This is a genomic window from Lentzea kristufekii, assembly GCF_033949925.1.
Classification (GTDB): Bacteria; Actinomycetota; Actinomycetes; order Mycobacteriales; family Pseudonocardiaceae; genus Lentzea; species Lentzea kristufekii.
On record NZ_JAXAVV010000022.1, the window covers coordinates 88,868 to 114,736 of the forward strand.

General features: G+C 69.4%; 29 protein-coding genes. 16 read left to right on the forward strand and 13 right to left on the reverse strand.

Annotation, left to right across the window (positions count from 1 at the left end; all coding sequences use genetic code 11):
* Positions 1-128 precede the first annotated feature (128 nt).
* The 5 genes from SK571_RS35015 to SK571_RS35035 are packed head-to-tail and all read left to right on the forward strand — an operon-like array spanning position 129 to position 2,373.
* Positions 129-467: a PadR family transcriptional regulator gene (locus SK571_RS35015; RefSeq protein WP_266040891.1), complete on the forward strand. Its 339-nt coding sequence runs from the start codon at positions 129-131 to the stop codon at positions 465-467.
* The gene (locus SK571_RS35020) at positions 452-1,144 is read left to right on the forward strand and encodes a permease prefix domain 1-containing protein (protein ID WP_319988392.1); all 693 of its coding nucleotides are present in this window, start codon (positions 452-454) and stop codon (positions 1,142-1,144) included. Before SK571_RS35015 ends, SK571_RS35020 begins: the two co-directional genes overlap by 16 nt.
* Positions 1,141-1,449: a DivIVA domain-containing protein gene (locus SK571_RS35025; protein WP_319988393.1), complete on the forward strand. Its 309-nt coding sequence runs from the start codon at positions 1,141-1,143 to the stop codon at positions 1,447-1,449. Before SK571_RS35020 ends, SK571_RS35025 begins: the two co-directional genes overlap by 4 nt.
* Positions 1,433-1,834: an SRPBCC family protein gene (locus SK571_RS35030; RefSeq protein WP_319988394.1), complete on the forward strand. Its 402-nt coding sequence runs from the start codon at positions 1,433-1,435 to the stop codon at positions 1,832-1,834. Before SK571_RS35025 ends, SK571_RS35030 begins: the two co-directional genes overlap by 17 nt.
* On the forward strand, positions 1,834-2,373 hold the full coding sequence (locus tag SK571_RS35035) for a DNA-3-methyladenine glycosylase I (RefSeq protein WP_319988457.1): 540 nt from the start codon (positions 1,834-1,836) through the stop codon (positions 2,371-2,373). Before SK571_RS35030 ends, SK571_RS35035 begins: the two co-directional genes overlap by 1 nt.
* 67 nt (positions 2,374-2,440) lie before the next feature.
* On the opposite strand, the gene SK571_RS35040 is transcribed toward SK571_RS35035, so the two are convergent.
* Positions 2,441-3,226, reverse strand: a complete 786-nt coding sequence (locus tag SK571_RS35040; protein ID WP_319988395.1) for an enoyl-CoA hydratase-related protein — start codon at positions 3,224-3,226, stop codon at positions 2,441-2,443.
* Positions 3,227-3,236: 10 nt separating this feature from the next.
* Entirely contained in the window at positions 3,237-4,034 is a 798-nt protein-coding gene (locus SK571_RS35045) for a PaaX family transcriptional regulator (protein WP_319988396.1), read from the reverse strand.
* A gap of 276 nt (positions 4,035-4,310) precedes the next feature.
* Here SK571_RS35045 and SK571_RS35050 point away from each other — a divergent pair, with 276 nt between their 5' ends.
* The 3 genes from SK571_RS35050 to SK571_RS35060 all read left to right on the forward strand — a co-directional run bounded on the left by SK571_RS35050 (position 4,311) and on the right by SK571_RS35060 (position 7,704).
* The gene (locus SK571_RS35050; RefSeq protein WP_084402065.1) at positions 4,311-4,478 is read left to right on the forward strand and encodes a DUF3117 domain-containing protein; all 168 of its coding nucleotides are present in this window, start codon (positions 4,311-4,313) and stop codon (positions 4,476-4,478) included.
* Positions 4,479-4,617: 139 nt separating this feature from the next.
* Entirely contained in the window at positions 4,618-6,027 is a 1,410-nt protein-coding gene (locus tag SK571_RS35055) for a leucyl aminopeptidase family protein (protein WP_319988397.1), read from the forward strand.
* A 78-nt stretch (positions 6,028-6,105) separates the two neighbouring features.
* A complete protein-coding gene (locus SK571_RS35060) occupies positions 6,106-7,704 on the forward strand; it encodes an amidohydrolase family protein (protein ID WP_319988398.1) in 1,599 nt (532 codons plus the stop codon).
* On the opposite strand, the gene SK571_RS35065 is transcribed toward SK571_RS35060, so the two are convergent.
* Positions 7,686-8,579, reverse strand: a complete 894-nt coding sequence (locus SK571_RS35065) for a LysR family transcriptional regulator (RefSeq protein ID WP_319988399.1) — start codon at positions 8,577-8,579, stop codon at positions 7,686-7,688. The two genes, SK571_RS35060 and SK571_RS35065, sit on opposite strands and share 19 nt — an antisense overlap.
* A 52-nt stretch (positions 8,580-8,631) precedes the next feature.
* Here SK571_RS35065 and SK571_RS35070 point away from each other — a divergent pair, with 52 nt between their 5' ends.
* Positions 8,632-9,861 (forward strand): MFS transporter, encoded by a 1,230-nt coding sequence (locus SK571_RS35070; protein WP_319988400.1) that lies wholly within the window; start codon positions 8,632-8,634, stop codon positions 9,859-9,861.
* 16 nt (positions 9,862-9,877) lie between these two features.
* On the opposite strand, the gene SK571_RS35075 is transcribed toward SK571_RS35070, so the two are convergent.
* Positions 9,878-11,239, reverse strand: a complete 1,362-nt coding sequence (locus tag SK571_RS35075) for a hypothetical protein (protein WP_319988401.1) — start codon at positions 11,237-11,239, stop codon at positions 9,878-9,880.
* Positions 11,240-11,369: 130 nt separating this feature from the next.
* Positions 11,370-12,521 carry a glycogen synthase gene (glgA, locus tag SK571_RS35080; RefSeq protein WP_319988402.1) on the reverse strand — a complete coding sequence of 384 codons (1,152 nt, stop codon included), beginning with the start codon at positions 12,519-12,521 and terminating at the stop codon, positions 11,370-11,372.
* 88 nt (positions 12,522-12,609) lie between these two features.
* Between glgA and glgC the strand changes: the two genes are divergently transcribed.
* The gene (glgC, locus tag SK571_RS35085; protein ID WP_266040903.1) at positions 12,610-13,824 is read left to right on the forward strand and encodes a glucose-1-phosphate adenylyltransferase; all 1,215 of its coding nucleotides are present in this window, start codon (positions 12,610-12,612) and stop codon (positions 13,822-13,824) included.
* A gap of 18 nt (positions 13,825-13,842) precedes the next feature.
* On the opposite strand, the gene SK571_RS35090 is transcribed toward glgC, so the two are convergent.
* Together SK571_RS35090 and SK571_RS35095 are read right to left on the reverse strand one after the other, a co-directional pair.
* The gene (locus SK571_RS35090; protein WP_319988403.1) at positions 13,843-15,975 is read right to left on the reverse strand and encodes an SdrD B-like domain-containing protein; all 2,133 of its coding nucleotides are present in this window, start codon (positions 15,973-15,975) and stop codon (positions 13,843-13,845) included.
* Between the two features lie 212 nt (positions 15,976-16,187).
* The gene (locus tag SK571_RS35095) at positions 16,188-16,820 is read right to left on the reverse strand and encodes an O-methyltransferase (RefSeq protein WP_319988404.1); all 633 of its coding nucleotides are present in this window, start codon (positions 16,818-16,820) and stop codon (positions 16,188-16,190) included.
* A 219-nt stretch (positions 16,821-17,039) separates the two neighbouring features.
* Between SK571_RS35095 and sigE the strand changes: the two genes are divergently transcribed.
* The 4 genes from sigE (at position 17,040) to tatB (ending at position 20,189) form a co-directional block, all read left to right on the forward strand.
* On the forward strand, positions 17,040-17,621 hold the full coding sequence (sigE, locus tag SK571_RS35100) for an RNA polymerase sigma factor SigE (protein WP_082374044.1): 582 nt from the start codon (positions 17,040-17,042) through the stop codon (positions 17,619-17,621).
* Positions 17,618-18,151 carry an anti-sigma factor gene (locus SK571_RS35105; protein WP_319988405.1) on the forward strand — a complete coding sequence of 178 codons (534 nt, stop codon included), beginning with the start codon at positions 17,618-17,620 and terminating at the stop codon, positions 18,149-18,151. Before sigE ends, SK571_RS35105 begins: the two co-directional genes overlap by 4 nt.
* Positions 18,152-18,273: 122 nt before the next feature.
* Positions 18,274-19,794, forward strand: coding sequence for a trypsin-like peptidase domain-containing protein (locus tag SK571_RS35110; protein ID WP_319988406.1), 1,521 nt, complete (start codon positions 18,274-18,276; stop codon positions 19,792-19,794).
* A gap of 17 nt (positions 19,795-19,811) precedes the next feature.
* Entirely contained in the window at positions 19,812-20,189 is a 378-nt protein-coding gene (gene tatB / locus SK571_RS35115) for a Sec-independent protein translocase protein TatB (RefSeq protein ID WP_319988407.1), read from the forward strand.
* Between the two features lie 71 nt (positions 20,190-20,260).
* Here tatB and SK571_RS35120 read toward each other — a convergent pair whose 3' ends face one another.
* A complete protein-coding gene (locus SK571_RS35120; RefSeq protein WP_319988408.1) occupies positions 20,261-21,406 on the reverse strand; it encodes an Mrp/NBP35 family ATP-binding protein in 1,146 nt (381 codons plus the stop codon).
* A 103-nt stretch (positions 21,407-21,509) separates the two neighbouring features.
* On the opposite strand from SK571_RS35120, the gene SK571_RS35125 reads away from it, so the two are divergent.
* Together SK571_RS35125 and SK571_RS35130 are read left to right on the forward strand one after the other, a co-directional pair.
* Complete coding sequence (locus tag SK571_RS35125) at positions 21,510-21,977, forward strand: MarR family winged helix-turn-helix transcriptional regulator (RefSeq protein ID WP_089909775.1); 468 nt, start codon at positions 21,510-21,512, stop codon at positions 21,975-21,977.
* Between the two features lie 4 nt (positions 21,978-21,981).
* Positions 21,982-22,380, forward strand: coding sequence for an NUDIX hydrolase (locus tag SK571_RS35130; protein WP_319988409.1), 399 nt, complete (start codon positions 21,982-21,984; stop codon positions 22,378-22,380).
* Here the strand turns inward: SK571_RS35130 and SK571_RS35135 are convergent.
* The 5 genes from SK571_RS35135 to SK571_RS35155 are packed head-to-tail and all read right to left on the reverse strand — an operon-like array spanning position 22,370 to position 25,715.
* Complete coding sequence (locus tag SK571_RS35135; RefSeq protein WP_319988410.1) at positions 22,370-22,804, reverse strand: hypothetical protein; 435 nt, start codon at positions 22,802-22,804, stop codon at positions 22,370-22,372. The genes SK571_RS35130 and SK571_RS35135 overlap by 11 nt on opposite strands.
* Positions 22,801-23,286 (reverse strand): DUF1003 domain-containing protein, encoded by a 486-nt coding sequence (locus tag SK571_RS35140; protein ID WP_266040910.1) that lies wholly within the window; start codon positions 23,284-23,286, stop codon positions 22,801-22,803. The genes SK571_RS35135 and SK571_RS35140 overlap by 4 nt, the downstream gene beginning before the upstream one ends.
* On the reverse strand, positions 23,279-24,532 hold the full coding sequence (locus tag SK571_RS35145) for a magnesium transporter MgtE N-terminal domain-containing protein (RefSeq protein ID WP_319988411.1): 1,254 nt from the start codon (positions 24,530-24,532) through the stop codon (positions 23,279-23,281). Before SK571_RS35145 ends, SK571_RS35140 begins: the two co-directional genes overlap by 8 nt.
* 14 nt (positions 24,533-24,546) lie before the next feature.
* A complete protein-coding gene (locus SK571_RS35150; protein WP_319988412.1) occupies positions 24,547-25,380 on the reverse strand; it encodes an aminoglycoside phosphotransferase family protein in 834 nt (277 codons plus the stop codon).
* Positions 25,377-25,715, reverse strand: a complete 339-nt coding sequence (locus SK571_RS35155) for a hypothetical protein (protein WP_319988413.1) — start codon at positions 25,713-25,715, stop codon at positions 25,377-25,379. Before SK571_RS35155 ends, SK571_RS35150 begins: the two co-directional genes overlap by 4 nt.
* Positions 25,716-25,869 lie beyond the last annotated feature (154 nt).

The following is a 25,869-nucleotide window of genomic DNA, read 5'->3' on the forward strand; positions in this document are numbered from 1 at the left end:
GGGGACGGTATGTGTAGCGCGCCTACTTATTAAGGCTCGAAAGCGCATCTCAGGGGGATCTCAGGGCTGACCCTGACCGAAGATTTCAGGGACCATCTCCAGGGCGCACATCGGTAGAGTCGCTACGCATGAAGCCCGACGCGCTACGCGGCCACCTCGACGCGTTGCTGCTGGCCACGCTCGACGGCAAGCAGTTGCACGGCTACGCGATCATCGAAGCGTTGCAGCAGGGCAGCGGGGGTGCGCTGGACCTCCCGACGGGCACCGTCTACCCGGCGTTGCGCAGGCTCGAACGGGCCGGGCACGTCAGCAGCGACTGGAGCACGGTCGGCGGCCGCAAGCGCCGCACCTACAAGCTCACGCAGGCGGGGCAGCGCGCGCTGAACGCCGAACGCGACGCGTGGCGCGAGTTCACGACGGTCATCGACGGGGTGCTGGGAGGTGGGGGCAAGTGGGCGCAGACGTGATGGACGTGGACGTGGTCGACCGGTACATGACCGAGCTCGGCTCACGGTTGCGGGGCTCGAAGAAGCAGGTCCGCGAGTTGCTCACGGAGACCCGCGACAGCCTCGCCGACGCCACCGAGGCGCACCTGGACCGCGGGCTCAGCGAGCGCGAGGCCCAGGAGCGCGCGGTCGAGGAGTTCGGCCCGGTGCGCGAGATCGCGAACGAGTACCAGGCGGAATTGGCCGTCGCGTACGGCACGCGCACGCTCATCTGGCTGGCGATCGTGCTGCCGTTGATGCACATGGCGTGGGAGTACGGCCGGATGCTGCTCATCGGGCCGTGGCGGGACTTCGGCACGATGCCGCCGGACTGGTACCTGTTCATCGCCAAGGCCAACGACCTGACCAGCGGCATCGCGTCCGGTGTGGCGCTGGTGGCGTTGGTGCTCGGCCGGGTTCTCGCCCGCAAGTACGACACGAAGCTGCTGGCCAGGCTCGGCGCGACCATCGCGCTCGCGGCCGTCGGCGCCGTCCTGCTGGGCAATCTCTCGATCATCCTGGCCACCGCGCACTTCGACGCGTCACGGCTCATGCAGTCGTTGCCGATGACCATCGCGAGCCTGATCACCTGGATCGTGATCGTTCGGCTCGGTCTGCTCGCTCGCCGCTGCCTGAGCTGTGCCACGATCGTCGCGTGACCAACGCCCTGATCTACCTGATCGTGATGATCGCCGTCGCGGCAGTGGTGTTCCTGCTCGCGGCGTTGGTGTTCGGGCGCGGCGAGGAGCTCGCGCCGCTGCCACCCGGTGCGTCGCCCACGCGGCTGCCGTCCGACGACATCACCGCGGAGGACATCCGCGAGCTGAAGTTCCAGCAGGTCTTCCGCGGCTACAAGATGACCGAGGTCGACTGGGCGTTGCAGCGGCTCGCGACCGAGGTCGAGACGCTGCGGGCGCGCGTGCGCGAGCTCGAGGAGCTGGAGAGCAGTGACCACGGAGCTTGAGCTGACCGTCCAGGTCGCGGCACCGCCGGACACGATCTTCCGGGCCGTGACCGACTGGGAACGTCAGTCGGAGTGGGTGTTCGGCACGCGCGTGTCCGTCGTCGAGGGTGACGGGAAGTCGGTCGGCAGCGAGATCGACGCCGTGACGTTCGGCGTCAGCGACCGCATGCGGATCACGCGCTGGGACCCGCCGCACGCCGTCGAGCTGCTGCACCTGGGCAAGATCGTCCGTGGAACCGCCGTGTTCGCCGTGCGCGGCAGCCGTTTCGTGTGGACGGAACGCCTCGACGTGCCGTTCTTCTACCCGTTGGTGAAGCCGCTCTTCGTGCTGATGCTGCGCCGTTCGCTGCAACGGTTCGCCCGGTTCGCGGAGGAGTACCGGTGATCTCCCGTTGTCCCTGGGGCGACTCGGCCCCGGACTACGCCGAGTACCACGACACCGAGTGGGGCGTGGAGCTGCACGGCACGCCCGAGCTCTACGAGCGGATGTCGCTGGAGGCGTTCCAGTCCGGGCTGTCGTGGATCACGATCCTGCGCAAGCGGCCGGCGTTCCGCGCGGCGTTCGGCGGCTTCGACCCGGTGCTGGTCGCGGAGTTCGGCCCCGCCGACGTCGAACGGCTGATGGCCGACGCGGGCATCGTCCGGAACCGGCTGAAGATCGACGCCGCGATCCACAACGCGCGGGTGATCGTCTCGGAGGGCGTCGACCTGGACGCGCTGCTGTGGTCGTTCGCGCCCACCGGCCACGTGCGGCCGGCCACGTTCGCGGACGTGCCGGCGATCACGGACGAGTCCAAGGCGATGGCCAAGGAACTGAAGAAGCGCGGCTTCAAGTTCCTCGGCCCCACCACGTGCTACGCGCTGATGCAGGCGACCGGCATGGTCGACGACCACATCGCGACCTGCTTCCGCGCCTCTGCTTGATGGCGTCTGCAAGTACCACCAGGGTTGGAGTTGGTGGTACTTGCAGACGCGCCGACCGCAAGGGCGGTCAGCGGCCGATGAACTTCGGGGCCCGCTTGTTCACGAACGCGTCGACCGCCTCGCGGTGGTCCTCGGTGGCGCCGCAGTCGGCCTGGGTGCGCCGCTCGGCCTCCAGCGCGTCCTCCAGGGTGCCGTCCGCCGCCACGGCCAGCGCTTCCTTGATCTTCGCGTAGGCCGTCGTCGGCCCGGCGGCGAGCTTCGCGGCCAGCAGGTGCGCGGTCGACAGCAGTTCCTCGTCCGGCACGACCTGGTTGACCATGCCGACCCGCAGCGCCTCCTCGGCGCCGACGGGCTGGGCGAGCAGCATCATCTCCATCGCGCGGCCGTGGCCGATCAGCCGCGGCAGCGTGTAGGACGCGCCGGAGTCCGCCGTCAGGCCGACGTTCGCGAACGCCATCAGGAACTTCGCGGACTTGCCCGCGATGCGCAGGTCCGCGGCGTAGGCGAACGACGCGCCCGCGCCGGCCGCGCTGCCGTTGACCGCGGCGATCACCGGCTTCGGCATGCCGATCAGCTCGCGCACGATGGGGTTGTAGTGCTTCTCGACGGTGTGCAGCGGCGCCGGATCACCGGCCTGCAGCAGGCCGATGTGCTCCTTGAGGTCCTGACCCGCGCAGAACGCCCTGCCCGCACCCGTGATCACCACCGCGCGCACCGACTCGTCCGCCGCCGCCTCCTTCAGCGCGGCGAGGAACGCCTCCTTCAGCGTGACGGTGAAGGCGTTGAACGACTCGGGGCGGTTGAACGTGAGCGTGCGCACACCATCGGCGTCGTCGACGAGGAGCTCGGACACTGGACCTCCATCAAGCAGTGGAAACGTTGCGGACCGGCCGCAGGCACTCGTCGACGAACCGACTCGTGCCCGGTGCCAGCCGCAGTGTCTGTTCGTCGAAGAACGACGCTGCCGCGTGCCCCGGCCAGTCCGGTGGCAACAGTTCAGCAGGAAGACCGGGATCGCGGAACAGGAACTTCCGCCACGCGTGCAGCAGCTGCTGCGAGGCCGCGAACGCCGCCGCGTCGTCCGTTTCGTCCACAACGGACACCTTCTCGTGCCAGTGCGCGACGAACGCGGCGTAGTCACGGCCGAGTTCTGCCAGGTCCCAGGCCTTCGCCGCGAGCTCGGCGTCCCCACCGTCGTGTGAACCGTGAAAAGTTCGTGCCGCGACGTCCTCGGCGGCCAGCACGTCGGCCAGCTCCGGCGACGGCCGGGGCGCGATCCACGTCACAGGGCCGAGCGCGCCGTAACCGAGCAGCTGCAGCTCCGACGCCAGGTGGTCGCGCGAGTCACGGCCGGGCATCTCCTCCAGCACCACCACGTGCCAGCGACCGTCCCACGTGGACGGCCCGGTGCGGTAGATGCGGGCGGCGGCCTCGTCGAGCCTGCGTTCCCCGCGAGGTGTCATGGCGTATCCGGGCCCGTCAGGCAACCGGGACGGCTGCAACCAGCCCTGCCGGACGGTGCGGGACACGGCCGTGCGGACGGCCGGCGCGGCGAAACCGAGGGGCTCGAGCAGCCGGACGAGCGCGGCGATGGTGGCGGCGCCACCGCGCTCGCGCAGGTGGCCGCCGTAGACGTCGAAGAGCGCGGAACGGGCTCGCACCCGGTCCAGTCTGTCACGACACGACCAAGGCCGTGTCGTGTCGGTCCGGCCGCGAAGGCGCCGGCCGAAGGCCTGGACCGGCCCGACACGACCGGAGGTGCCCAAAGTGTTGCCTTGTCGTGAAAACAGGTGTTGATCAGGCACAAGTCAAGATCGACAACTGTCACCCGGACTCGCCAAAAGATCGGTTCGGTTTCGCCCCTGAGTCGCGATAGGGGAGAATGGAGCAGATCCGGCCTGGCCGGACGGGGAAGATGTTGACGGAGGGAGCACGCGATGGCGGCCATGAAGCCCCGGACCGGCGACGGTCCCCTCGAGGTCACCAAGGAGGGACGCGGCATCGTCATGCGCGTGCCGCTCGAGGGTGGTGGGCGCCTTGTCGTCGAGATGTCGGCGGACGAGGCCAGCGCCTTGGGCGACGCGCTGAGGGCCGCCGCCGGCTGAGGCACCCGGCGAGGAAGCAGTGTTGAGCCCCGGTTTCCACAGTGGAGACCGGGGCATCGCTTCGTTCTCGCACCAGGTGAGAATGAACGGTCGTTAATGCAACAGGGGAGGTCCAACCGTGGCGTCGACGGTGCCGGCAGTGCCAACCAAGCTCGTGGACGTCGAGGTGGCCACCACCTCGCGCCGCAACGTTCCGTCGGTCGTGCTCACGGCCACGGGACCTGAGCTGGGGCCGGGCGGCGACGGCATCGACGTCTCCGGCCTGACCGGCAAGGCCGGCGAGGCGGTGCGGCACGACGAGACCTGGACGCTCGGTGTCGGTACCGGCTCGCTCGCGGACTACCGCGCGGCAGGCGCCGGCCTCGTGCGCGCGCTGAGCGGCGAGGACGCGCCCAAGACCGCGGACGTCCTGCTGACTCCCGACTTCGACGCCAGCAAAGTGCGCGCGTTCGTGCTGGGCGCGGCGCTCGGCGGCTACCGCTTCAAGGTCACCGGCGAAGAAGCCCCGAAGCGAGTCGGCTCGTTGCGGCTGATCACGGCCGACGACGGGTTCGAGGAGGTGCTGACGTCGGCCGCGCTGAAGGCCCACGCCCTCGCCACCGCGACGTCGCTGGCGCGTGACCTCGCCAACACGCCGTCCAACGTCAAGGACCCGCGCTGGCTCACCACGACCGCCGCCAGGCTGGCGGACAAGGTCGACGGGCTCAGCGCCACCGTGCGCGACGAGAAGTGGCTGGCACAGCAGGGCTTCGGCGGCGTGCTGGCGGTCGGCGGCGGATCTGCCCGCCCGCCGCGGTTCCTGGAGCTCACGTACGGCACCACCGGCCCGCACCTGGTGTTCGTCGGCAAGGGCATCACGTTCGACACGGGCGGCATCTCGGTGAAGCCCGCGGACGGCATGCACCTCATGCGCACCGACATGGCGGGCGGTGGCGCGGTGATCGCCGCGCTGCTGGCCGTGGCGCGCAGGCAGCTGCCGATCAGGGTCACCGGGCTCGTGCCGTGCGCGGAGAACCACGTGAGCGGGTCGGCGTACCGGCCGGGCGACGTCGTGCGCCACTACGGCGGCGCGACCACCGAGGTGTCGAACACCGACGCCGAGGGCCGCATGGTCCTGGCCGACGCGCTGGCGTACGCGGTGAAGAACCTGAAGCCCGACCTCGTCGTGGACGTGGCGACGCTGACCGGTGCCATGAAGGTCTCGCTCGGCCTGCGCACGGGCGGGGTGTTCAGCTCGTCCGACGAGCTCGCGGCCGATGTCGTCGAGGCCGGTGCCGGCGTCGGCGAGAAGTGGTGGCGGATGCCGCTGCTGGAGGAGCACGTGAGCGCGGTCGCCAGCGAGATCGCGGACTACAAGCAGTGCCCGCCCGGCCCCGGTGGCATCACGGCGGCGCTGTTCCTGCAGAAGTTCACGGGCGACGTGCCGTGGGCGCACCTCGACATCGCGGGCCCGGCACGCTCGGAGAAGGTCTACGACGAGGTCGTCGCGGGAGCCACCGGCTTCGGCGCGCGGACGCTGGTCGAGCTGGCTGAAAAATATTCGCGTTAACCTACGATCTGCCCATACGAGACGGCGACGTTCCACGGCATGATGTGAGCGCCTTCACATCGTCGTAGAGGAGCGCTCGTGTTAATCCGCCTGGCTCTCGCCGTCTCGCTGGTCCTAGCGGCCATGACCCCTGCCACCGCGGCCACGCCCTGGTGGGAACCGGTGGCGCGGCCGGCGGTGGACTCGCAGATCAACGTGACCGGCGAGCCGTTCAAGGGCACCGACGGGCAGGGCAGGGTGCGCGGGTTCGTCGACGCGCACAACCACCTGATGACCAACGAGGGCTTCGGCGGCAAGCTGATCTGCGGCAAGCCCTTCTCCGAGCAGGGCATCGCGGACGCGCTGAAGGACTGCCCCGAGCACCACCCTGCGGGTCTGGGCGCGATCTTCGAGGCGATCGTGACGGGTGACCTCGACGGCCACGACCCGGTGGGCTGGCCGACGTTCAAGCACTGGCCCTCGTACACGACGGTCTCGCACCAGCAGAACTACTACGCCTGGCTGGAACGGGCGTGGCGCGGCGGCCAGCGGGTGCTGGTCCAGGACCTGACGAGCAACGCCACGCTGTGCGTCATCCACCCGTTCAAGGACAAGCCCTGCGACGAGATGCAGTCGGTCCGGCTGCAGGCCCAGCGCACCTACGAGCTGCAGGCGTTCATCGACAGGCAGTTCGGCGGCGCGGGCAAGGGCTGGTTCCGCATCGTCACGTCGGCCGAGCAGGCCCGCGACGTGATCACCCAGGGCAAGCTCGCGGTGATCCTCGGCATCGAGACCTCCGAGCTCTTCGGCTGCCGGACGTTCCTCGACATCCCGTTGTGCAACAGGGGTGACATCGATCGGGGCCTCGACGAGATGTACGCGCTCGGCGTGCGCAGCGCGTTCCTGTGCCACAAGTTCGACAACGCGCTGTGCGGCGTCCGGTTCGACTCGGGCACGCAGGGCGGCGTGATCAACGCGGGCCAGTTCCTGCGCACCGGCCAGTGGTGGAAGACCGAGGAGTGCAAGGGCCCGCAGCAGGACAACCCGATCGGCACCGTCGGCCCGAACGCGCTGATCCCGGCTTCGGCCGTCGCGCCCGCGTACGACCCGGCGAAGCGGTGCAACGTGCGTGGCCTGACGTCGCTCGGCGAGTACGCGGTGCAGGGCATGATGCGCCGGCACATGATGATCGAGATCGACCACATGAGCGTGAAGGCCGCCGGTCGCACGCTGGACCTCGCCGCCCAGGCGCGCTACCCCGGCATCGTCTCCAGCCACAGCTGGATGGACGCCCAGTGGACCGAGAAGGTCTACCAGCTCGGCGGGTTCATCGCGGGCTACGAGAACAGCCCTGAGGGCTACGTCGCGCAGGCGGCCGCCGCGGAACCGTTGCGGCGCAAGTACGACGTGGGCATCGGGTTCGGCTCCGACTACAACGGCGTCGGCTCGCACCCGGCACCGCAGACCGGCGTGACCTATCCGTTCCGCACCTACCCGGACGGTCCGCTGGTCGACCGGCAGCGCACCGGCGAGCGCGTCTGGGACATCAACGTCGACGGCGGCGCGCACATCGGTCTCCTGCCGGACTGGGTCGAGAAGGTCCGTCAGCTCGGCGGTGACCAGCTGGTCCAGGACATGCTCGGTGGCGCCGAGTCGTACCTGCGGACGTGGTCGGGCACTCAGCGCTGGACGCCGTGAGTCCTGAGCGCGTGTTCGCGGAAGGCGCGGACGGCGGGCGGCAGCGGGTGGTCCCTCAGCCACGTCAGGCCGAAGATCCGGCCGGTGCGCGGAGTCAGCGGTAGCTCGCGCAGTCCGGGAGGCGGAGCGAACTCGGCGTGGGTCAGCAGTGCCACGCCGAGGCCCGCCGCCACCAGGCCGCGCACCGTCTCGATCTCCTGGCACTCGAAGACGTAGCGGGGCGTGAACCCGGCGGCCGCGCACATGTCGTCGGTGATCTGGCGCAGGCCGTAGCCGTGCTCCAGCGTGATCAGGTCCTCGCCCTCCAGGTCGCCGATCCGCACGGACCTCCTGGACTCCAGCCGGTGCCCCGCCGGCACCACGACGATCAGGGGCTGCTCGAACACGACCACCGACTCGAACTCGGGGCCCACCGGCGGCGGGGCGACCAGCGCGAGGTCGATCTCGCCGCTGACGAGCTTGTCGATCACGGCCTGACGGGCGTTCTGGACCAGGCCGAACCGCACGTGCGGGTGCTCGGCGCGATAGCCGCGGACCAGCTCCGGCACGATCGCGCGGCCGAGCATGTGCAGGAAGCCCAGCACGACCCGGCCCTTCTCCGGGTCGAGCTCCTCCTCCACCTCGCGCAGACCCGGTTCCAGCGCGGCCATCGACCGGGCCGCGGCCTCGGCCAGCAACCGGCCGGGACGGGTCAGCCGGACCCGGCGACCGGTCTTCACGAGCAGTGGCGCGCCGAGTTGGTCGCCGAGCTCGGCGATCCAGCGGCTGACGGTCGGCTGGGGGAGCCCGAGGCGTTCTGCGACGCGAGTCACGTGCTCGTCAGCGGCAAGCGCTTTCAGCACCGCCAGCTTCGGTGCCAGCTCCAATTCGTCCACGAATCGATTCTGGCGCATTTCCGTATTGGACGTATGGCTTAGCGTCGATCGGGTGAACAGGTTGACCGCGGCCATCGCCGCTTCGGGGTTCGCGTGCTTCGCGCTGCTGTACACCCCGCAGCCGGTCATGCCGCAGATCGCCGCCGAGTACGGGCTGGGGCCGGGCGGCGCGTCGCTCGCCCTCTCCGCGGCGACGCTCGCGCTGGCCGTGGTCGTCGTGCCGATCGCGATGCTGTCCGAACGGGTGGGGCGTCGCCCGGTGATCGTGGTCAGCGTGCTGGTGGCGGCATTGCTCGGGCTCGTGCTGCCGTTCGCGCCGAACTACGAGGTGTTCCTGGGCCTGCGGGTGTTGCAGGGCATCGCGGCGGCCGGGGTGCCCGCGGCGTCGATGGCCTACCTCGCGGACGCGCTGGACAAGAAGAAGCTCGGCGCCGCGATGGGCGCGATGATCGCCGGGAACAGCCTGGGCGGCATGTCGGGACGGCTCGTCACCGGGATGACCGTCGACTGGCTGGGGTGGCGCGGCTCGGTGCTGCTCGCCGGTGTGTTCGGGCTGGTCGCGGCTTTGATCGTGGTGTTCTTCCTGCCCAGGGCCCAGGCGATGCCGAAGCGCGCGCCCAGTGGCATGAAGGCCGCGTTGAAGGACCCGGTGCTGCTGTCGATGTACGCGGTCGCCGTGCTGCTCGTGGGCGCGTTCATCTCGTTCTACAACGTCGCGGGCTTCCAGCTCACCGGCCCGGCGTGGCTCGAGACGCTGGTGTTCCTCTTCTACGGCTTCGGCAGCACCGCGGCGGCGTTCGCGGGCAGGCTGGCCGACCGGTTCGGCCGCGGCAAGGTGCTGCTGCTGTGCATCGGCGTGCTGGCTCTCGGTGCCCTGGCGAGCCTGGTGTGGGTCCCGCTCGGCCTGGCGATCGTCACCGCCGGGTTCTTCGCCTCGCACACCACGGCGAGCGGCTGGGTCGCCGCGCGCGCTCCCGAACACGCCCGCGGCCAGGCGTCCGGGCTGTACCTGGCCGGGTTCTACGTGGGCAGCAGCGTCGGCGGGACGTCCGGCGCCACCGCGTACGAGGAGTGGGGCTGGGGCGGACTGGTGCTGGTGCTCCTGGGATGGCTGGCCCTAGCGGCGATGCTGGTGGTGTGTTCGCAATCCTCGCCGGTCAATTCCGCGCCCAGTGGGGCATCTCGCGGCACCGCCCCCACGCCCCCATATGCCCGATATGAAGGCGTGGGGGCGGCACCGCGAGCTACCCGCCTGGACACGAAATGGACCGGTGAGGGTTAGCGAACACACCACCAGCTCAGAACTCCAGGGCGAGGGTGGCGCGCGAGTCGACCGGCGCGATGGTCGTCTTGCCGAGACGCGGCAGGTCCAGCAGCCCGTCGACCATGCCGACCGAGACCGAGCGGGTGTCCGCCGGGATCTCGACGACGATCGCGAACGGCAGCGGGCCGCCGTCGTAGCGCGCGCCGACCTGCCGGGCGGCCGAGCCGTCCGGCAGCGTGACGGTGATCAGGTCCTTGGTCCACAGGCCGCCCGCGGTGTCGGGCAGGTCGCCGGTCGCCTCGACCCGCACCTCCAGCAACGCCTTGTCCGGCGCGGAGATCGTGGCCACGTCGTACTGGCTCTCCCCGAGTTTGATCGGGCGCTGGCGGCCGAGCCTGATCCCGGTGATCTTCATGCCGAGCTCGCGGTCGCCGAAACGGATCTTCTGCGTCTGCTCCGCGAACTGGGGTGGGATGGCGGTGCGCCGCAGCACCTGAGGGGCGTTGTCGGAACGCTTGCCGGACGGGACCTCGGCGCGCTGTTCCAGCGACTTGGCGCCGAGCGTGCCGAGCGCGAGGTGCTCGGCGCCCTCCTGCGGGTCCGGCGCGGTGTAGACGACGAAGACCGAGCCGGTGGCCGGCAGCCGGTCGGCCGGGAGGACCTGGCGCTTGCCGGGGACCTCCAGCGCGAGCTCGGACGGCTGCGGGGCGAACCCCTGCCAGTTGGTGCGGTGGAAACCGCTGTCCGTCTCGTTGAGCTTGTCGACCTTCATCCTCACCACGCGCAGCCGTGACCCGGCCTCGGCGCGCAGCGTGCCCTCCGAGGTGAACCAGATGTCCGGGTTCGCCCAGCCGGTCACGGCGGTGCTGAGCAGGTCGTCGCGCAGCTTGATGTCGGCGTCGCCCAGCCCGAGCTCGTGGTTCGAGCGCTTGCCGTCGTCGGGCAGCACGGCCAGGAAGTCGCGTCCGGCCGTCAGGTCCTGCTGCTTCGACGGGTCGAACTCCTTGCCGTCGGTGCGCACGAGCGTCCCGCCCGGCGTGCTGCGGTTGCCCTTCTCGGGCACCTGCGGCGACTGCACCTCGTAACGGACCTCGTCATCCGTCTTGGTGACTTCCTTGAGCGGCACGGGCACCCAGTCGGTGGTGGCGCCGGTGCCGGGGACCTGGACCGGTCCGCACCACAGCCGCTTGTCCACCTCGGACTCCAGGCCCGTCTTCGCGAACCAGCAGGTGACCGCGGCGGCACCCGCTCGTGCCACGTAGCCGTACTCCAGCGTGTAGGCGAGCTGCGCCTCGGCGTTCGCCTGCAGTTCAGAGGCGCCGGCGAGCTTCTTGCCGTCCATCGTGAGCTGGACCGCGCCCGGTTGCGCGGCGGGAGCTGTGGCACATCCAGTCACTGCGAGGAGGACCGTCAGACCCAGCACCGCACAACGCACAGTCCTCGCGCCCCTCACCAGTTGAAACCGAAACGTCACTACTGGTTAAAGGCGGCGCTCACTCTTCAGGGTTGCCCCGGTCGAGTGTGGCTCAAATCACACTGCGGTAGACCTCGACGGTTTGCTCCGCCATCGCGGACCACGAGAACTCCTGCTCGGCCCGTGTGCGCCCGGCGGCACCGAAGCGCTTCGCGCGCTCCGGGTCTGTGATCAGTTCGTTGATCGATTCCGCTAGCTGGTGTCGATATGTCGACAAATCATGCTCGTCGTAGTGGACGAGAAGGCCCGTCTCGCCGTGCACGACGACCTCGGGGATGCCGCCGACGTCACTCGCGACGACCGCGGTGCCGCACGCCATCGCCTCCAGGTTCACGATGCCCAGCGGTTCGTAGACCGACGGGCACACGAACACCGCCGCGTGGCTCAGGATCTGGCGCACCTCGGCCGGCTGCAGCATCTTCTGGATCCAGAAGACACCCGACCGCGTCCGCGAGAGTTCGCTGACCGCCTGCTTGATCTCCTCGGCGATCTCCGGAGTGTCCGGTGCGCCGGCGCACAGCACGATCTGCGCTTCGGGGTCGATCTGGTGCGCGGCGGCCACGAGGTGGCTCAAACCTTTTTGCCGGGTGATCCTTCCCACGAACGCCACGATCGGCTTGGTGGGATCGATTCCACGGGACGTCAGGGCGTCCGTTTCGGTGACCGGGTGGTACGCGTTGCTGTCGATTCCGTTGCGCACGACGTGCACCCTCGCCGGGTCGAGAGCGGGGTACGCGTCGAGCACGTCGGTCCTCATGCCCTCGCTCACGGCGATGACCGCGTCGGCGTGTTCGTAGGCGGTCCGCTCCGCCCACGACGAGATCCGGTACCCGCCGCCGAGCTGCTCGGCCTTCCACGGCCGGCGCGGTTCCAGCGAGTGCGCCGTCACCACGTGCGGGATGCCGTGCAGGAGTTTGCCCAGGTGGCCGCCCATGTTGGCGTACCAGGTGTGCGAGTGGACCAGCGTGGCCGTGGAGATCGCGGAGGCCATCTCCAGGTCGACCGCGAGGGTCGAGAGAGCCGCGTTCGCCTGCTCCAGGCTGTGCGGGGCGTTGTGGGCCGTGGCGTCCGATCGGGGTGCACCGAAGCAGTGCACGTCGACGTCCACGAGTTCGCGGAGATGGGGCACGAGGAATCCCACGTGCACGCCAGCCCCGCCGTACACCTCTGGCGGATACTCCCGGGTCAACAGCGCTACTCGCACGCACCCACCGTAGATCACGGCGGTACCGGTTGGGACAAACCGCTTTGCGTCTGGTTCGGGAACGATCGCACGGATAGGGTCACATACCGTGAAGGGGCAGCCGCACGTTCTCGGAATTGTGCTTGCCGGTGGTGAAGGCAAGCGCCTGTGGCCACTGACGGCCGACCGCGCGAAACCGGCTGTGCCCTTCGGGGGCAACTACCGGCTGGTCGACTTCGTGCTGTCGAACCTGGTCAACGCCGGGCTCGCGAAGCTCTGCGTGCTGACGCAGTACAAGTCGCACTCGTTGGACCGCCACATCTCGACGACGTGGCGCCTGTCCAATGTGCTCGGTCAGTACGTGACACCGGTCCCGGCCCAGCAACGCCTGGGCCCCCGCTGGTACACGGGCTCGGCCGACGCGATCTTCCAGTCGCTGAACCTCGTCCACGACGAGAAGCCCGACCACGTGGTCATCTTCGGAGCCGACCACGTGTACCGGATGGACCCGGGCCAGATGATCTCGCAGCACGTCGAGTCGGGCGCGGCCGTGACCGTCGCCGGCATTCGCGTGCCGCGCAACGAGGCCAAGGCCTTCGGGTGCATCGACTCCGACGCGTCCGGGAAGATCACCCGGTTCCTGGAGAAGCCGTCCGAGCCGCCGCACGTGCCGGACGACCCCGAGGTGACCTTCGCTTCGATGGGCAACTACGTCTTCACGACCGAGGCGTTGCTCGACGCCCTGCGCGGGGACGCGTTGAACCCCGACTCGGACCACGACATGGGTGGCGACATCATCCCCATGCTGGTGGACCGGGGGAAGGCGCACGTCTACGACTTCCAGGACAACGAGGTGCCCGGCGCGACCGACCGGGATCGCGGGTACTGGCGGGACGTCGGGACCATCGACGCCTACTACGACGCGCACATGGACTTGGTTTCGGTCCATCCGATCTTCAACCTGTACAACCAGTTGTGGCCCATCCGGACTGCCACTCCTCCCATGCCTCCTGCCAAGTTCATCGCCGGCGGGTCCGCTGAGGACTCGATGGTGGGGCCCGGGTCGATCATCTCCGGGAAGATCCACGGGTCGGTGATCTCGTCCGACGTGACCGTTGAGGTCGGGTCTGTCGTGCAGGGGTCCGTGTTGTTGCCCGGGGTTCGGATCGGCAAGGGTGCCGTGGTCCGGCGGGCTATTTTGGACAAGAACGTCGTGGTGCCCGATGGGGCTTTGATCGGTGTGGACGCGCCGATGGACCGTGAGCGCTACACGGTCAGCGCCAGTGGCGTCACGGTCCTCGGCAAGGGCGTCAGGGCTTACTGATCGAACGGTCGTGCCGGCTCAGCAGCCGGTCAGCTTGACGTCGTCCTGACCCTCGAACCGGCGGCCGTCGGTCGTGCGGCCCATCAGGGTCGCCGTCGTCATGCCACAGGTGAGGCCCGTCTTCGCGGTGTCGAACTGGCACACCAGGTCGGCCAGTCCGTCGTCGTTCACGTCCTCACCGGCTGATCCGCATCGGACGAGGCTCTGCTCCAGGCCGGTGGCGCCGAACGTGAGGCTGGTCTGGTCGACCCGCGTGACGGCGTCGAACTCCGTCGTCGACAGGACCGCCACCGGGACGAGGCCCTCCTTCTTCACGTTGATCGAGCTGGGGAAGCTGCGCGGCTTCACGTCCGTCGGCACCCACGAGATCGAGCGGGCGTCGTTGGCGCGATCGGTGTCCTCGGGGTGCGGTTCGTCGGCGATGACCACCGCGCTGGTGGACAGCAGGTGCCTGCGGTTATCCGTGCAGGACACCGTCCAGTCCTTGGTGAACGTCGTGGACGCACCGGCACCGAGGACGTGCGCCTGCTGCTGGCCGGTGTCCGGCGAGACCGTGCAGTCCGCGGGAGCGCCGAAGGCGACCGTGGTCAGCGTGTGCACGGCGTCGGCCGGGCCGGCGTTCGCGACGGTGACCGTGCTCGTGCAGTCGAACGCCTGAGTCTGGTACTGGCGTTCGGTGCAGGTCAGCCGCAGGTCCGCCACCGAGAGGTCGGTGCGCTCGAACACCTCGACGCGGTCGGTCGCCGTGCCGCTGTTGTTCGCGCCGTCGGGGTCGATGACGTGCAGGTGGTCGAGCACGGCCTCCGAGGACGCGGTGAAGTCGTGGTAGCTGCGGTTCGCGCAGGTCACGTCCCACTTCGACGAGACGGTGACCGGATCCTCGAACAGCGAGGTCTCGTGGCTCGTCGGGCCGTTCGGCGTGAGAGTGCAGTCCGCCGGCCCGGTGAGTCCGAGCCGCACGTCGGTGTCCGCCGGGCCGTGGTCGCCCGTGTTGACCGCGACGGCGGTGACGGTGCATTCGAACTGGTCGCGGACGTAGGTGCGGGTCACGCAGTCGAGCCGGGTGCTGTCGATGCCGACGTTCGCCTCGTCGATCACCGCGATCGTGGCGCTCGTGGTCCGGTGGTTGCTCGCCGGGTCCGGATCGGTGACGCCGGGGGTGGTGACCGTCAGCGCGTTGTGGAACGTCAACGGGTGGAAGCTCGGGTCGAGGCAGGTGACGCCGACCTCGAAGACCACCTCGACCGGCCTGCCGAGCACGAGCTGCCTGGTCGCGGGCGGCGGGGTGGTGAACGAGCAGTCCGGCGGACCGGAAGCGGAGATCGCGTCCTGGACGTCGATGATCGGCGCGGGGCCGCGGTTCTCCAGCAGCGCGCGGACGCGCAGGGTGTGTGCGGTGTCGGCGGTCATCTCGGCGGGCGGGTCGACGACGTCGAAGGCGACCTTCACCGCGTCGGCCGTGGTCTCGACGTTGCCGAAGTCGTGGCCGTCGAACCTCGCGTCACCGATGTTCGGGTTGACGCGGATGCCGTACCTCTCGGTGCCGCTGGTGCGGGTCCAGCCGCCGCGGCTCTCCTCGGTCAGCGCGTAGTCGCCGGGCAGGTGGCCGTCGAGGCGGAACTCGTAGTAGCCGTTGCCGTCGGTGGTGGTCGTGGCGAGAGCGCCGGTGCCCTGACCTGCGTCGGAGCGGTCGCGGTGCAGGGTCATCGTCCACCCTGCCATGCCGGGCTCACCGGCGTCGCGGACGTCGTTGCGGTTGGCGTCGTGGTACTTGTGGCCGCTGATCACCGGGACGGGCTTGCCGGACTTGTCCCGGGAGAAGTTGCCGCAGGGCAGTGCGATGAAGCTGCCGCCGTAGGTCAGCGAGTGCAGCACGATCGGGCGCTCCCTGAAGGCGAGGCCGATGGTGTGGTAGTCCTCGCGGCCTGGTGCGCAGAGCACGTCCTGCGCCATGTTGTCGAGGCAGTGCGACCATTCTTCCGCGTCGGAGTGGAATTCTCTGTTCCCCACGGGCGCGTACCAGACGAAATTGCGGTTGAAGCCGCGTCCGACGTAGTAGGACTCGGATTGACGGATGTCCTGCGCGGTCAGCTCGGTGCCGATTCCCGGATCGACGATGAAGGTCTGCCTGCCGCACGTGGATCCGGCCATGTCATCGCCGTTTCCCCAGCACGGGCCATCGGCCAGTGCTGGCGTGGTGACGCCGATGATCGGTATCAAAGCAGCCGCGAGCGCGGCGAGAACTCTTGTTGGTTTCACCTGAGCCCCTTTCGGGGAATTGACCGTCCCCGACCCTGCGGAGGGCATGTCGAATAGCCGCGAAGCGTTGTTACCGCTTCACTCGGGTGGGCCAACCGGCTTTCTTATGGACGCCGCGCCGCCACGAGCAGGCCGTCGCCCAGGGGGAGGATGACGGGCACGAGCCGGTCGTCCTCCTTCACCAGGCGCGCGATGTCCCGCATCGCCTGGGTCGAGTCGTCCCGCTTCGTGTGGTCCACGACGGCGCCGTGCCAGAGGACGTTGTCGAACGCGATCACGCCGCCCGGGCGCAGCATGCGCACGCCGTGTGCCAGGTACTGCGGGTACTCGGGCTTGTAGGCGTCCACGAAGACGAGGTCGTACGCCGCGTCGGTCAGGCGGGGGAGGACGTCCAGCGCCTTGCCCATGATCAGGCGGGTGCGGGACGGGGAGATGCCTGCCGCCGCGTAGGCCTCCCGGGCTGCCCGTTGGTGTTCGGAGGCCACGTCTATCGAGGTCAGGATGCCGGATTGGGGCATGCCCGCCAGAAGGTACAGGCCGCTGGTGCCCGCTCCGGTGCCGATCTCGACCACCGCGCGGGCCTGGAGTGCGGTCGCGAGGAACCGCAGGGCGGCGCCTCCGCCCGCGCCGATGGGCACGCAGCCCAGTTCCTGGCCGCGTGCTCTTGCCGCCAGGTGCACGTCGTCCTCGGGGAGGTACTGCTCGACGTACTCCCGCAGGGCCGATTCCGTGGTCACGGTCTAGCAGGTTAGTGCCAACTCTGCCCAAAACGGGTGAACGTGGCCCGAACCGAAATTCTCAGGGTGCTCTCAGCCCACTCTCACGATCGTTTAAAGGGAGCAGGAGAAGGTACAGAGGCAAGAAGCCAGGCTCTAGTCGGGAACAAGCCGGACCCGTCGCCCGTTGAGCCGCATAAGGGTCGCCGGGCGGCCCACATGGAGGTGCCGAAACACCTGATGCGCACGCAGTCGAGTTCTCCGGAGGCCGTCGCGCCCATCGAGACGGCCGACTGGACGCCGCCCTCGTGGGACGCGATCGTCCGTGAGCACGCGGACAGGGTCTACCGGCTCGCGTACCGCCTGACCGGCAACCAGCACGACGCCGAGGACCTCACGCAGGAGACGTTCATCCGCGTCTTCCGCTCTCTCGCGTCGTACAAGCCGGGCACCTTCGAGGGGTGGCTGCACCGCATCACCACCAACCTCTTCCTCGACATGGCTCGTCGGCGCAGCCGCGTGCGCATGGAGGCGCTGCCCGAGGACAACGACCGCCTCGAGGGTGACGACCTGTCCCCTGAGGAAATCTACGACGAGAACCACCTCGACCCCGACCTGCAGGCCGCGCTGGACGAGCTCCCGCCGGAGTTCCGTGCCGCGGTCGTGCTCTGTGACGTCGAAGGTCTCTCCTACGAGGAGATCGGCGCCACGCTCGGGGTGAAGATGGGTACCGTGAGGAGCAGGATCCATCGGGGCCGCCAGGCTCTGAAGGTCGCGCTCGAACGCCGTCGTCAAGAATCGTTGCTGGAGGACTCTGCATGACCGACCTCCGAGGTTGGGGCCTGCCTGAGCAGCATCTCTTGCCGGATGCCGTGGTCGCGTTCGTGGACGGGGAACTGTCCTCGACCGCGCACGAGCGCGCGTCCGCGCATGTTCAGCGCTGTGGCTTCTGCGCATTCGAGACCTTCACACAGCAGCAGGCGCGCGCGGCCGTGCGCACCGCTTCGGCGCCCACGGCGTCGGCGTCGCTGCTGGACAGGCTCGGTGCGATCCCTCAGGAGGTCGAACTGCCGTCCGCTCCGGACGGGCTCGCGATCACCGAAGACGGTCAGTTCGTCGCTGTGCAGCGCACGGACAAGCCCGCGTTCGGTGCTGGGCCCGTGCTGGGTTCGTCCAGACCGCTGGGCAGCAACGGCTGGTTCAGCGGCCGTCGTGCCCGCCAGGGTGCCGGAGTCGTCGTCAGCGGCATGTTGCTGAGCGCGCTCGCGTTCACCACTCCGGAGAGCGACGCGCCCGCCCCCGCGGTGCCCGCGCCGCAGAACGCCGGCGCGGTCTTCGCGACCACCCCCTGACAGTCATTTCACCGTTCGTCAGGCACGCTGTAGTTCAGCACTCCTTGGGCCTGTGTCGAAGTCCAGTCCGCGATAGCCGGGCCTGACGTCGACGCAGACCCCGGCGGAAAATTCGGGGAGAGATGAGCCAGCAGTCGCCCAACGGCCAGACGTCCACACCCGTTTCCGGAGTGGACGACGGAGCGCATCGCAGGCTCCGGCCACGGCCCCTGGTGCAGCCGCCGGTCGACCCCGCGTACGCCACCGCTTTCGGTCGCCCGGACGGTGTCGGCGGGGCCTTCGCCTCGCGTGACGTGCCCGTGTCCCAGCTCCAGTCCGCGCCACCGCCCCCCGAGTCCCTCGTGACGGCGTTCGGCCGCCAGGGCTCGCAGGAGCTGTTGCAGCGGCCCCCACAGCCCACGTCCGACCCGGATCCGGACATCGATCCGGTGTTCTGGGGCGACAAGCCCGCCGGTGACCCGTGGCGCGACCCGGCCTCCGGTGCCGTGATCGGCCCGCCCGCCGTCGGTGAGGACCCGCCGGGCGAACCCGAGCGCAAGCCGGGGCCCGGCCCCCAGCTGAGCGTTCCCGAACTCCTCTTCGGCCGCCGCGTGAAGCCGACGGCCATGGCGCTGCTGTTGACGGTCGCGCTCGTGCTCGGTGCCGTCGGTGGCCTCGTCGGCTGGCTGATCGGCCGGGCGGGCAACCCCCTGACCGACTCGACGGTCACGCTGGCCGAGGTGGCGGAGGGCAAGGAACGCCCGGCGGGGTCGATCTCGGACATCGCCAAGCGCGTGACGCCCAGCGTCGTCTCGATCGAGTTCAAGGGCGCGAACGTCGCGGGCGTCGGCTCCGGCGTCGTCGTCGACGCCGGCGGCTACATCCTGACCAACGACCACGTCGTCGCCCCGGCCGCGCAGGACTCCTCGGCCAAGCTCAGCGCCGTCTTCACCGACGGCACCCGCGCCCAGGCCCGCGTGGTCGGCCGCGACCCGAAGACCGACCTCGCCGTCATCAAGGTCGAGGTCACCAACCCGACCGTCCTGCAGTTCGGCAACTCCGACGAACTCCAGGTGGGCGACAGCGTCATCGCCATCGGCTCGCCGCTGCAGCTGTCCAACACCGTCACCGAGGGCATCGTCTCCGCGCTGCACCGCCCGGTCACGGCAGCGGGCGAGAACGGCGGCCCCCAGGTCACCTACGACGCGATCCAGACCGACGCCGCCATCAACCCGGGCAACTCGGGCGGCGCGCTGGTCGACTCGCGCGGCGCCCTGATCGGCATCAACTCGTCGATCCGCACCGAGACCGGCGGCTCCGTCGGCCTCGGCTTCGCGATCTCCGGCAACCAGGCCCGCAAGATCAGCCAGGAGCTGATCCGCAACGGCCAGGTCAAGCACGCGGACATGAACATCAACGTGAAGTCCGTGTCCGCCGAGACCTCCGAAGGCGCCCAGGTGCAGAACGTCCCCGCAGGAGGTGCCGCGGCGGCCGCCGGCATCCAGGAGGGCGACGTCATCACCAAGGTGGGCAACCGCATGGTCCGCAACGCGGCCGAACTGGTCGTAGCGGTCCGCGAGCACGAGATCGGCGAAACCGTGCAGGTCGTGCTGGCACGACAGGGCCGTGAGCTCAAACTAGACGTGACACTCAAGAGCGACTGACAAGTAGGCTGGGGCCCGTGTTCGACAGCATCGGATGGGTAGAGATCCTCATCATCGTCATCGCGGGTCTCTTCATCCTGGGCCCCGAACGCCTGCCCTCGGCCGCGGCCTGGCTGGGCAAGACGGTGAGGCAGGTCCGCGAGTACGCGACCGGCGCGCGAGAACAGCTGAAGCAGGAGATGGGCCCGGAGTTCGAGTCACTCCGCAAGCCCCTCGAAGACCTGCGCGAACTGCGCAACTTCGACCCGAAGCGCGCGGTCACGAAGCACCTCTTCGAGGACCCCGAGCCCACCACGAAGTCCAACGGCTACCCGACACCGTCGACCCCGTCCACGCCCGAACAGCGCCCGCTCGCACCGGGCGAGCGCCCGCCGTACGACCCGGACGCGACCTGAGCTCGTTCTGAAACGCAAGCGGGGACCTTTCGAGAGTCGAGAGGTCCCCGCTTGCGTTCGGGCGAATGCGGTCAGCGGCCAGCCGGGGAGACGTTCAGAAGGCGGCCGGCCAAGCCGCGGGAGCGGACGGAGAGCTTCGTCGCCACCTCGGACAGGACCTTGGCAGCGGCCGAGTCCGGCACCGCCTGAACGATCGGCGTCCCGGAGTCGCCGTTCTCCCGCAACCGCGGGTCCAGCGGCACCTGACCGAGCAACGGCACATCGGACCCGATGGCCTTGGTCAGCGACTCGGCGACGGCCTCGCCGCCACCGGTTCCGAAGATCTCCATGCGTGAACCGTCGGGCATCTCCAGCCACGACATGTTCTCGATGACCCCGGCCACCCGCTGGCGGGTCTGCAGGGCGATCGACCCGGCGCGCTCGGCCACCTCGGCGGCGGCCTGCTGCGGTGTCGTCACGACGAGGATCTCGGCGTTCGGCACGAGCTGGGCGACGGAGATCGCGATGTCGCCGGTGCCGGGCGGCAGGTCGATCAGCAGCACGTCCAGGTCGCCCCAGAACACGTCGGCCAGGAACTGCTGCAACGCGCGGTGCAGCATCGGCCCGCGCCACACGACCGGGGTGTTGCCCGGCGTGAACATGCCGATCGAGATGACCTTCACGCCGTGCGACTGCGGCGGCATGATCATCTTCTCGACCTGCGTGGGGCGGCCTTCGACGCCGAGCATGCGCGGGATCGAGTGGCCGTAGATGTCCGCGTCGACGATGCCGACCGACAACCCGCGCGCGGCCATCGCCACGGCGAGGTTCACGGTCACGGACGACTTGCCGACGCCGCCCTTGCCGGACGCGACGCAGTACACGCGCGTCAGCGAGCCCGGCTGGGCGAACGGGATGACCGGCTCCTCGGCGCCGCCGCGCAGCGTTTTGCGGAGCTCGGTGCGCTGGGCGTCGCTCATCACGTCCAGGTCGACGCGCACGGACGAGACACCGTCCAGAGCCGTGACGGCCGCGGTGACGTCCTTGGTGATCTTGTCGCGCATCGGGCAGCCCGCGACGGTGAGGAAGATGCCGACCACGACGACACCGTCCGCGCCGACCTCGACGTCCTTGACCATGCCGATCTCGGTGATCGGGCGGCGGATCTCGGGGTCCTGCACACCGGCGAGCGCCTTGCGGACGTCCTCGATGGTGGGGAGGGGCTGTGTGGTGGTCACCGATCCATGCTACGTCCGGTTCGTGCCGGTCCTACCGGCCGGTCACTTTCCAGTACAGGGCCAGGTCGTAGTGGAGAGGGCGCTGTCCGTAACATCGACGCCCGTGCCGGAATCGGGTAGTTCCCGGTTGCCCACCCGTGTCGAGCTCGGGGTGTGGCGATCGTTCCTCCGCGCGCATGCACGGATCACGAGGGTCCTCGAGGCCGAACTGATTGCTGAGCAGCGCCTATCGCTCGCGGCGTACGACGTGCTGGTTCAACTGGCCGAGACGCCTTCCATGCGCATGCGCATGACTGAACTGGCCGATGCCGTCCTGCTGTCCCGGTCTGGCGTGACCCGCCTGGTGGACCGTTTGGAACGTGCTGGGCTCGTCGGGCGGGAACGCGCCGACGGTGACGGACGCGGCATCGTGGCCGTGCTCACACCGCTGGGCGCCGAACGCCTCCGCAGTGCCTCCGCAACCCACCTCGCCGGCGTCGCCGAGCACTTCGGGGAGAGCTTCGGCCCTGGTGAGCTCGAAGCGTTCGGCCGCACGTGCGACCGCCTCGCCGCGGACGACGTGTTCCCGTGACCGCATGATCACGGTGGTGGGACTCGTGCACGTCGAGGCTGGCCGTCTCCTCGTTGTGCGCTCACGCAACAAGAAGGCCTTCTACCTGCCCGGCGGCAAGATCGAGCCCGGCGAATCCCTCGAAGAGGCTCTGCGGCGCGAGGTCTCCGAAGAGCTCGGCGTCGAAGCCGGACGTCCCCAGGTCCTCAAGCGCTACGTCGCTCCAGCCTACGGCGAGGGGGAGGGCGCGATGGTCGACATGACCTGCTTCACGGCCGACCTGCAAGGCACACCGCGGCCGGCGGGCGAGATCGCCGAACTCACCTACGTGACCCGCGACGAGTACCGCGAGCACGCCGAGACCGCTCCCGCGATCCACGAGGTCCTGGACGACCTGGTCGCGAGCGGCCAGATCAGCCCGTGAGCCGGCGCGCTTCCGCCAGCACCTCGGCGTCCACTTCCGTGTCGCTCGTGACGCCGATGTCGTAGGCGTCGTCCAGTTCTGACAGACGTTCGCCCTCATGCTCGTGTCCGAAGACCCGGTGCGCCCACGCGGCCAACTCGCGAGGAGTGAGGTCGCCGGACTCCACGCGCACCGCCATCGCCCGCAGGCCCTCCTCCTTCGCCGCGACCGAACCCCTGGCGTGCGCGACGAGTCCGAGTTCCCGCAACGCCTCCGGGAGCAGGATCGGCACCTCGATGTCGGCCTCGCCGCGGGACAACGCGGCCAGCCGCCCGACCGCATGGCTGTCGACGTCGCCCACCAGCAGGTCACACGCGGCGAGCACCACGTCGTGAGCGGTCTTCTCGTTCACCAGCCACAGCGCGACCACGTCCCGGAAGGTCAAGGACGGACCTTCTTGAGGTTGTTCTGCTCCTTCACCAGCTTCTCCAGCTCACCCCGGATGAAGTCACGCGTCGCCACCTCACCCAGGGCCAGCCGCACCGCCGCCAGCTCCCGCGCCAGGTACTCGGTGTCCGCCTTCGTCTGAGCGGCCCGTGTCCGGTCCTCCTCCAGCGACACCCGGTCCCGGTCGTCCTGCCGGTTCTGCGCGAGCAGGATCAGCGGCGCGGCGTAGGCGGCCTGCGTCGAGAACGCCAGGTTCAGCAGGATGAACGGGTACGGGTCCCACCGCAGGGACACGGCGACGAGGTTCACCGTGATCCAGGCGATCACGATGAGCGTCTGCCAGAACAGGAACTTGCCGGTGCCGAGGAAGCGCGCGAGTCGTTCGGACAACTGGCCGAAGGTGTCCGGGTCGATCGAGAACCGGAAGCCCCGCGGCCCTCGCGGCTGGTCGAGTCTGCGCCGAGGCAGCAGTTCAGGCATGGCTCAGTCCCGTCTCGCGCCAGTTGTCCGGCAGCAGGTGGTCCAGCACGTCGTCCACGGTGACGGCGCCGAGCAGGTGCTCGGTCTCGTCCAGCACCGGGGCGCACACCAGGTTGTAGGTCGCGAAGTAGCGCGTAACGTCGCTCAGCGAGGCGTTCGGCGACAGGTACGTCAGGTCCGTGTCGAGCACTCCGGCGACGAGGTCGAACGGTGGTTCGCGCAGCAGCCGCTGGATGTGCACGCAGCCCAGGTAGCGGCCGGTCGGTGTCGCGGAGGGGGAGCGGCAGACGAAGACCATCGACGCCAGCGCGGGCGTGAGGTCGGGATTTCGCACTCGTGCCAACGCTTCCGCGATCGTGGCGTCCGGGGTGAGGATGATCGGCTCGGGTGTCATCAGACCACCGGCCGTGTCGAACGAGTACTCCAGCAGCCGCCGGACCGGTTCGGACTCCTCGGGTTCCATCAGTTCCAGCAGGCGGTCCTTGGTGCCCTCGGACAGTTCGCTCAGCAGGTCCGCCGCGTCGTCCGGGTTCATCGCCTCCAGGATGTCCGCGGCGCGTTCCTCGTCCAGGTGCGACAGGATGTCCTTCTGGTCCTCTTCGGACAGTTCCTCGATGACGTCCGCGAGCCGTTCGTCGTCGAGCGCGTCCGCGACCTCGTGGCGGCGCTTGGCCGGCAGTTCGTGCAGTGAGTGAGCCACGTCCGCCGCTCGCATGCCCTCGAAGACCGCGACGAGCTGCTGCGCGCCCTGGGGCTGGCCCGCGATCTCGTTCACGCTCAGGCCGGTGACGTCCTCCCACCGCCACACCTGCACGGGGCCCTTGAGGCTGAACCGGCCGGTGCGCTCCCGGCCGGCGACGCGGACCATGCGCCAGTCGCGGGTGCGGGTCAGCTCCATCGCGGCGTCCACGACGACGGCCGTGGCGCCGTCCTCGACCGTGATCTTGGCGTCGAGCAGCTCGCCGATCACCATCACCTCGTTGACGCGCTGGTGGAACGGCCGCAGGTTCACCGATCCGGTCGCGAGCGTCACGGCGTTCGGCTCGATCGAGGTGACGCGCAGCATCGGCACGAAGATCCGCCGCCGCGTCACCAGTTCGACGACCATGCCGAGCACGCGCGGCGGTTGCCGGTCGATGCGGAGGCTGATGACGACGTCACGGGCCTTGCCTATGGGTTCACCATCGGGGCCGAAGACGGGAAGTCCGGCCAGCTGAGCGATGAAAACCCGGTTCACAGCCACCACATCACCAGGCTAGATCAGGCGCGGGCCGCCCACCCGGCGATGTGGGCGCAGATCACTGCGATGTCCTCCATGTCCTCTTCCAGACACCAGATCCAGTTGGCGACGGCCCGGTGCAGCGTCCAGTCGCGCGCCTTCGCGACGTCCAGCTCGCCCGCGTCGCACAGCGCGAGGAACCGGTCGTTGAGCCCCCGGTGGCCGTCCAGTTCGTCGAACCTGTTCCACAGCAACGGAATCATGCAGTACTCGGGATCACCGGACAGCGGCTTCGGGTCGATCACGAGCCACGGTTCGCGGTCGCCGCGCAGCACGTTCTGGTAGTGCAGGTCCTCGTTGACGAGCGTCGTGCCCATCGGCCGGGTGCCGGCCTCGCGGGCGGCGTCGAGCAGCTTCGCGGGGATCGCGGGATGGCTTCGGAGGGTGTTCGCGAACCGCCGGATCTCACCGGGGGCCTGGATCGCGCGGTGGCGGCGCAGCAGCTCGCCGATCACCCCGACCGCCAGGTCGATCGGCTCGTCGTCGAGCGAGTGCTGGTCGAGGCGTTCCAGCAGCAACGCGCCGAGCTCCTCGTCGTGGTCGAGCAGCTGGACGGCGCCGTCGCCGTTGTAGAGCTCGAGCGCCAGCGGCTCGTGCGCGGTCTCGTCGTCGACCCAGCTCAGCTTGAGCACGGCGGGATGGCCGTCGGCTCTGCGGACCGGCAGCACGACGGCGCAGAACCCGTTCATCAGTGCGCCGTCCGGCGTGAGCTGCCAGCGCGCGCACGCCTTGGTGGCGAGTTTCGGCAGCTTCGCGACCCATTCGTCGGCGCCGTCGCCGAGGCCCTCGCCGAAGCCGTCCGGGACGGTGATCATGCGCTGAACTCCAGCCGGTACACCGCTTCCCATTCTGGCTTGGTGTTGAGCCGGGCTGTCTTCAGCGCCTGCGTCGTCTCGTCGTCGGGCTCGGTCAGGTGCGCGACGGCCTGGGCGTCGACGAGGTGCGAGTGCGTGCTGGGGGAGCGGACGGTGACGGTGACCTGCGCTCCATCGGCCAGACCGGGCACGTCCTGCTCGGTGCCGCCGGTGATGACCCACAGCGAGTCGGCACGCCAGTGCGCGTGCACGAGACGTGGACCGTGACCGGGCGAGGTGATCCAGACGGCTGCCGCCTTGCGCAACGCCGCGTCAAGCACTCGAGTGATCTCCACCGGTTCAGCCTGCCAGTGTTGGATGGCCGCTGCTCCGCAGACGGCGGCGAGTTCGCCGCGACGCGAACTCGCTTTGTGAAACGGGACTCAGCGAATATGCGCCCGGAGATGATGCGTGCCACTGTGGCGCTCATAGTTACCGGCCGGTACAAGG

What these genes read in the sequence shown, in the direction of transcription:
- SK571_RS35140 (WP_266040910.1), bottom strand. Translation starts at nt 23,286, where the DNA reads ATGCCTGAACTGCTGCCTCGGCGCAGACTCGACCAGCCGCGAGGGCCG.
- sigE (WP_082374044.1), top strand. Translation starts at nt 17,040, where the DNA reads ATGCGCACGCAGTCGAGTTCTCCGGAGGCCGTCGCGCCCATCGAGACG.
- SK571_RS35105 (WP_319988405.1), top strand. Translation starts at nt 17,618, where the DNA reads ATGACCGACCTCCGAGGTTGGGGCCTGCCTGAGCAGCATCTCTTGCCG.
- SK571_RS35150 (WP_319988412.1), bottom strand. Translation starts at nt 25,380, where the DNA reads ATGATCACCGTCCCGGACGGCTTCGGCGAGGGCCTCGGCGACGGCGCC.
- SK571_RS35110 (WP_319988406.1), top strand. Translation starts at nt 18,274, where the DNA reads ATGAGCCAGCAGTCGCCCAACGGCCAGACGTCCACACCCGTTTCCGGA.
- SK571_RS35050 (WP_084402065.1), top strand. Translation starts at nt 4,311, where the DNA reads ATGGCGGCCATGAAGCCCCGGACCGGCGACGGTCCCCTCGAGGTCACC.
- SK571_RS35015 (WP_266040891.1), top strand. Translation starts at nt 129, where the DNA reads ATGAAGCCCGACGCGCTACGCGGCCACCTCGACGCGTTGCTGCTGGCC.
- SK571_RS35130 (WP_319988409.1), top strand. Translation starts at nt 21,982, where the DNA reads ATGATCACGGTGGTGGGACTCGTGCACGTCGAGGCTGGCCGTCTCCTC.
- SK571_RS35090 (WP_319988403.1), bottom strand. Translation starts at nt 15,975, where the DNA reads ATGGCCGGATCCACGTGCGGCAGGCAGACCTTCATCGTCGATCCGGGA.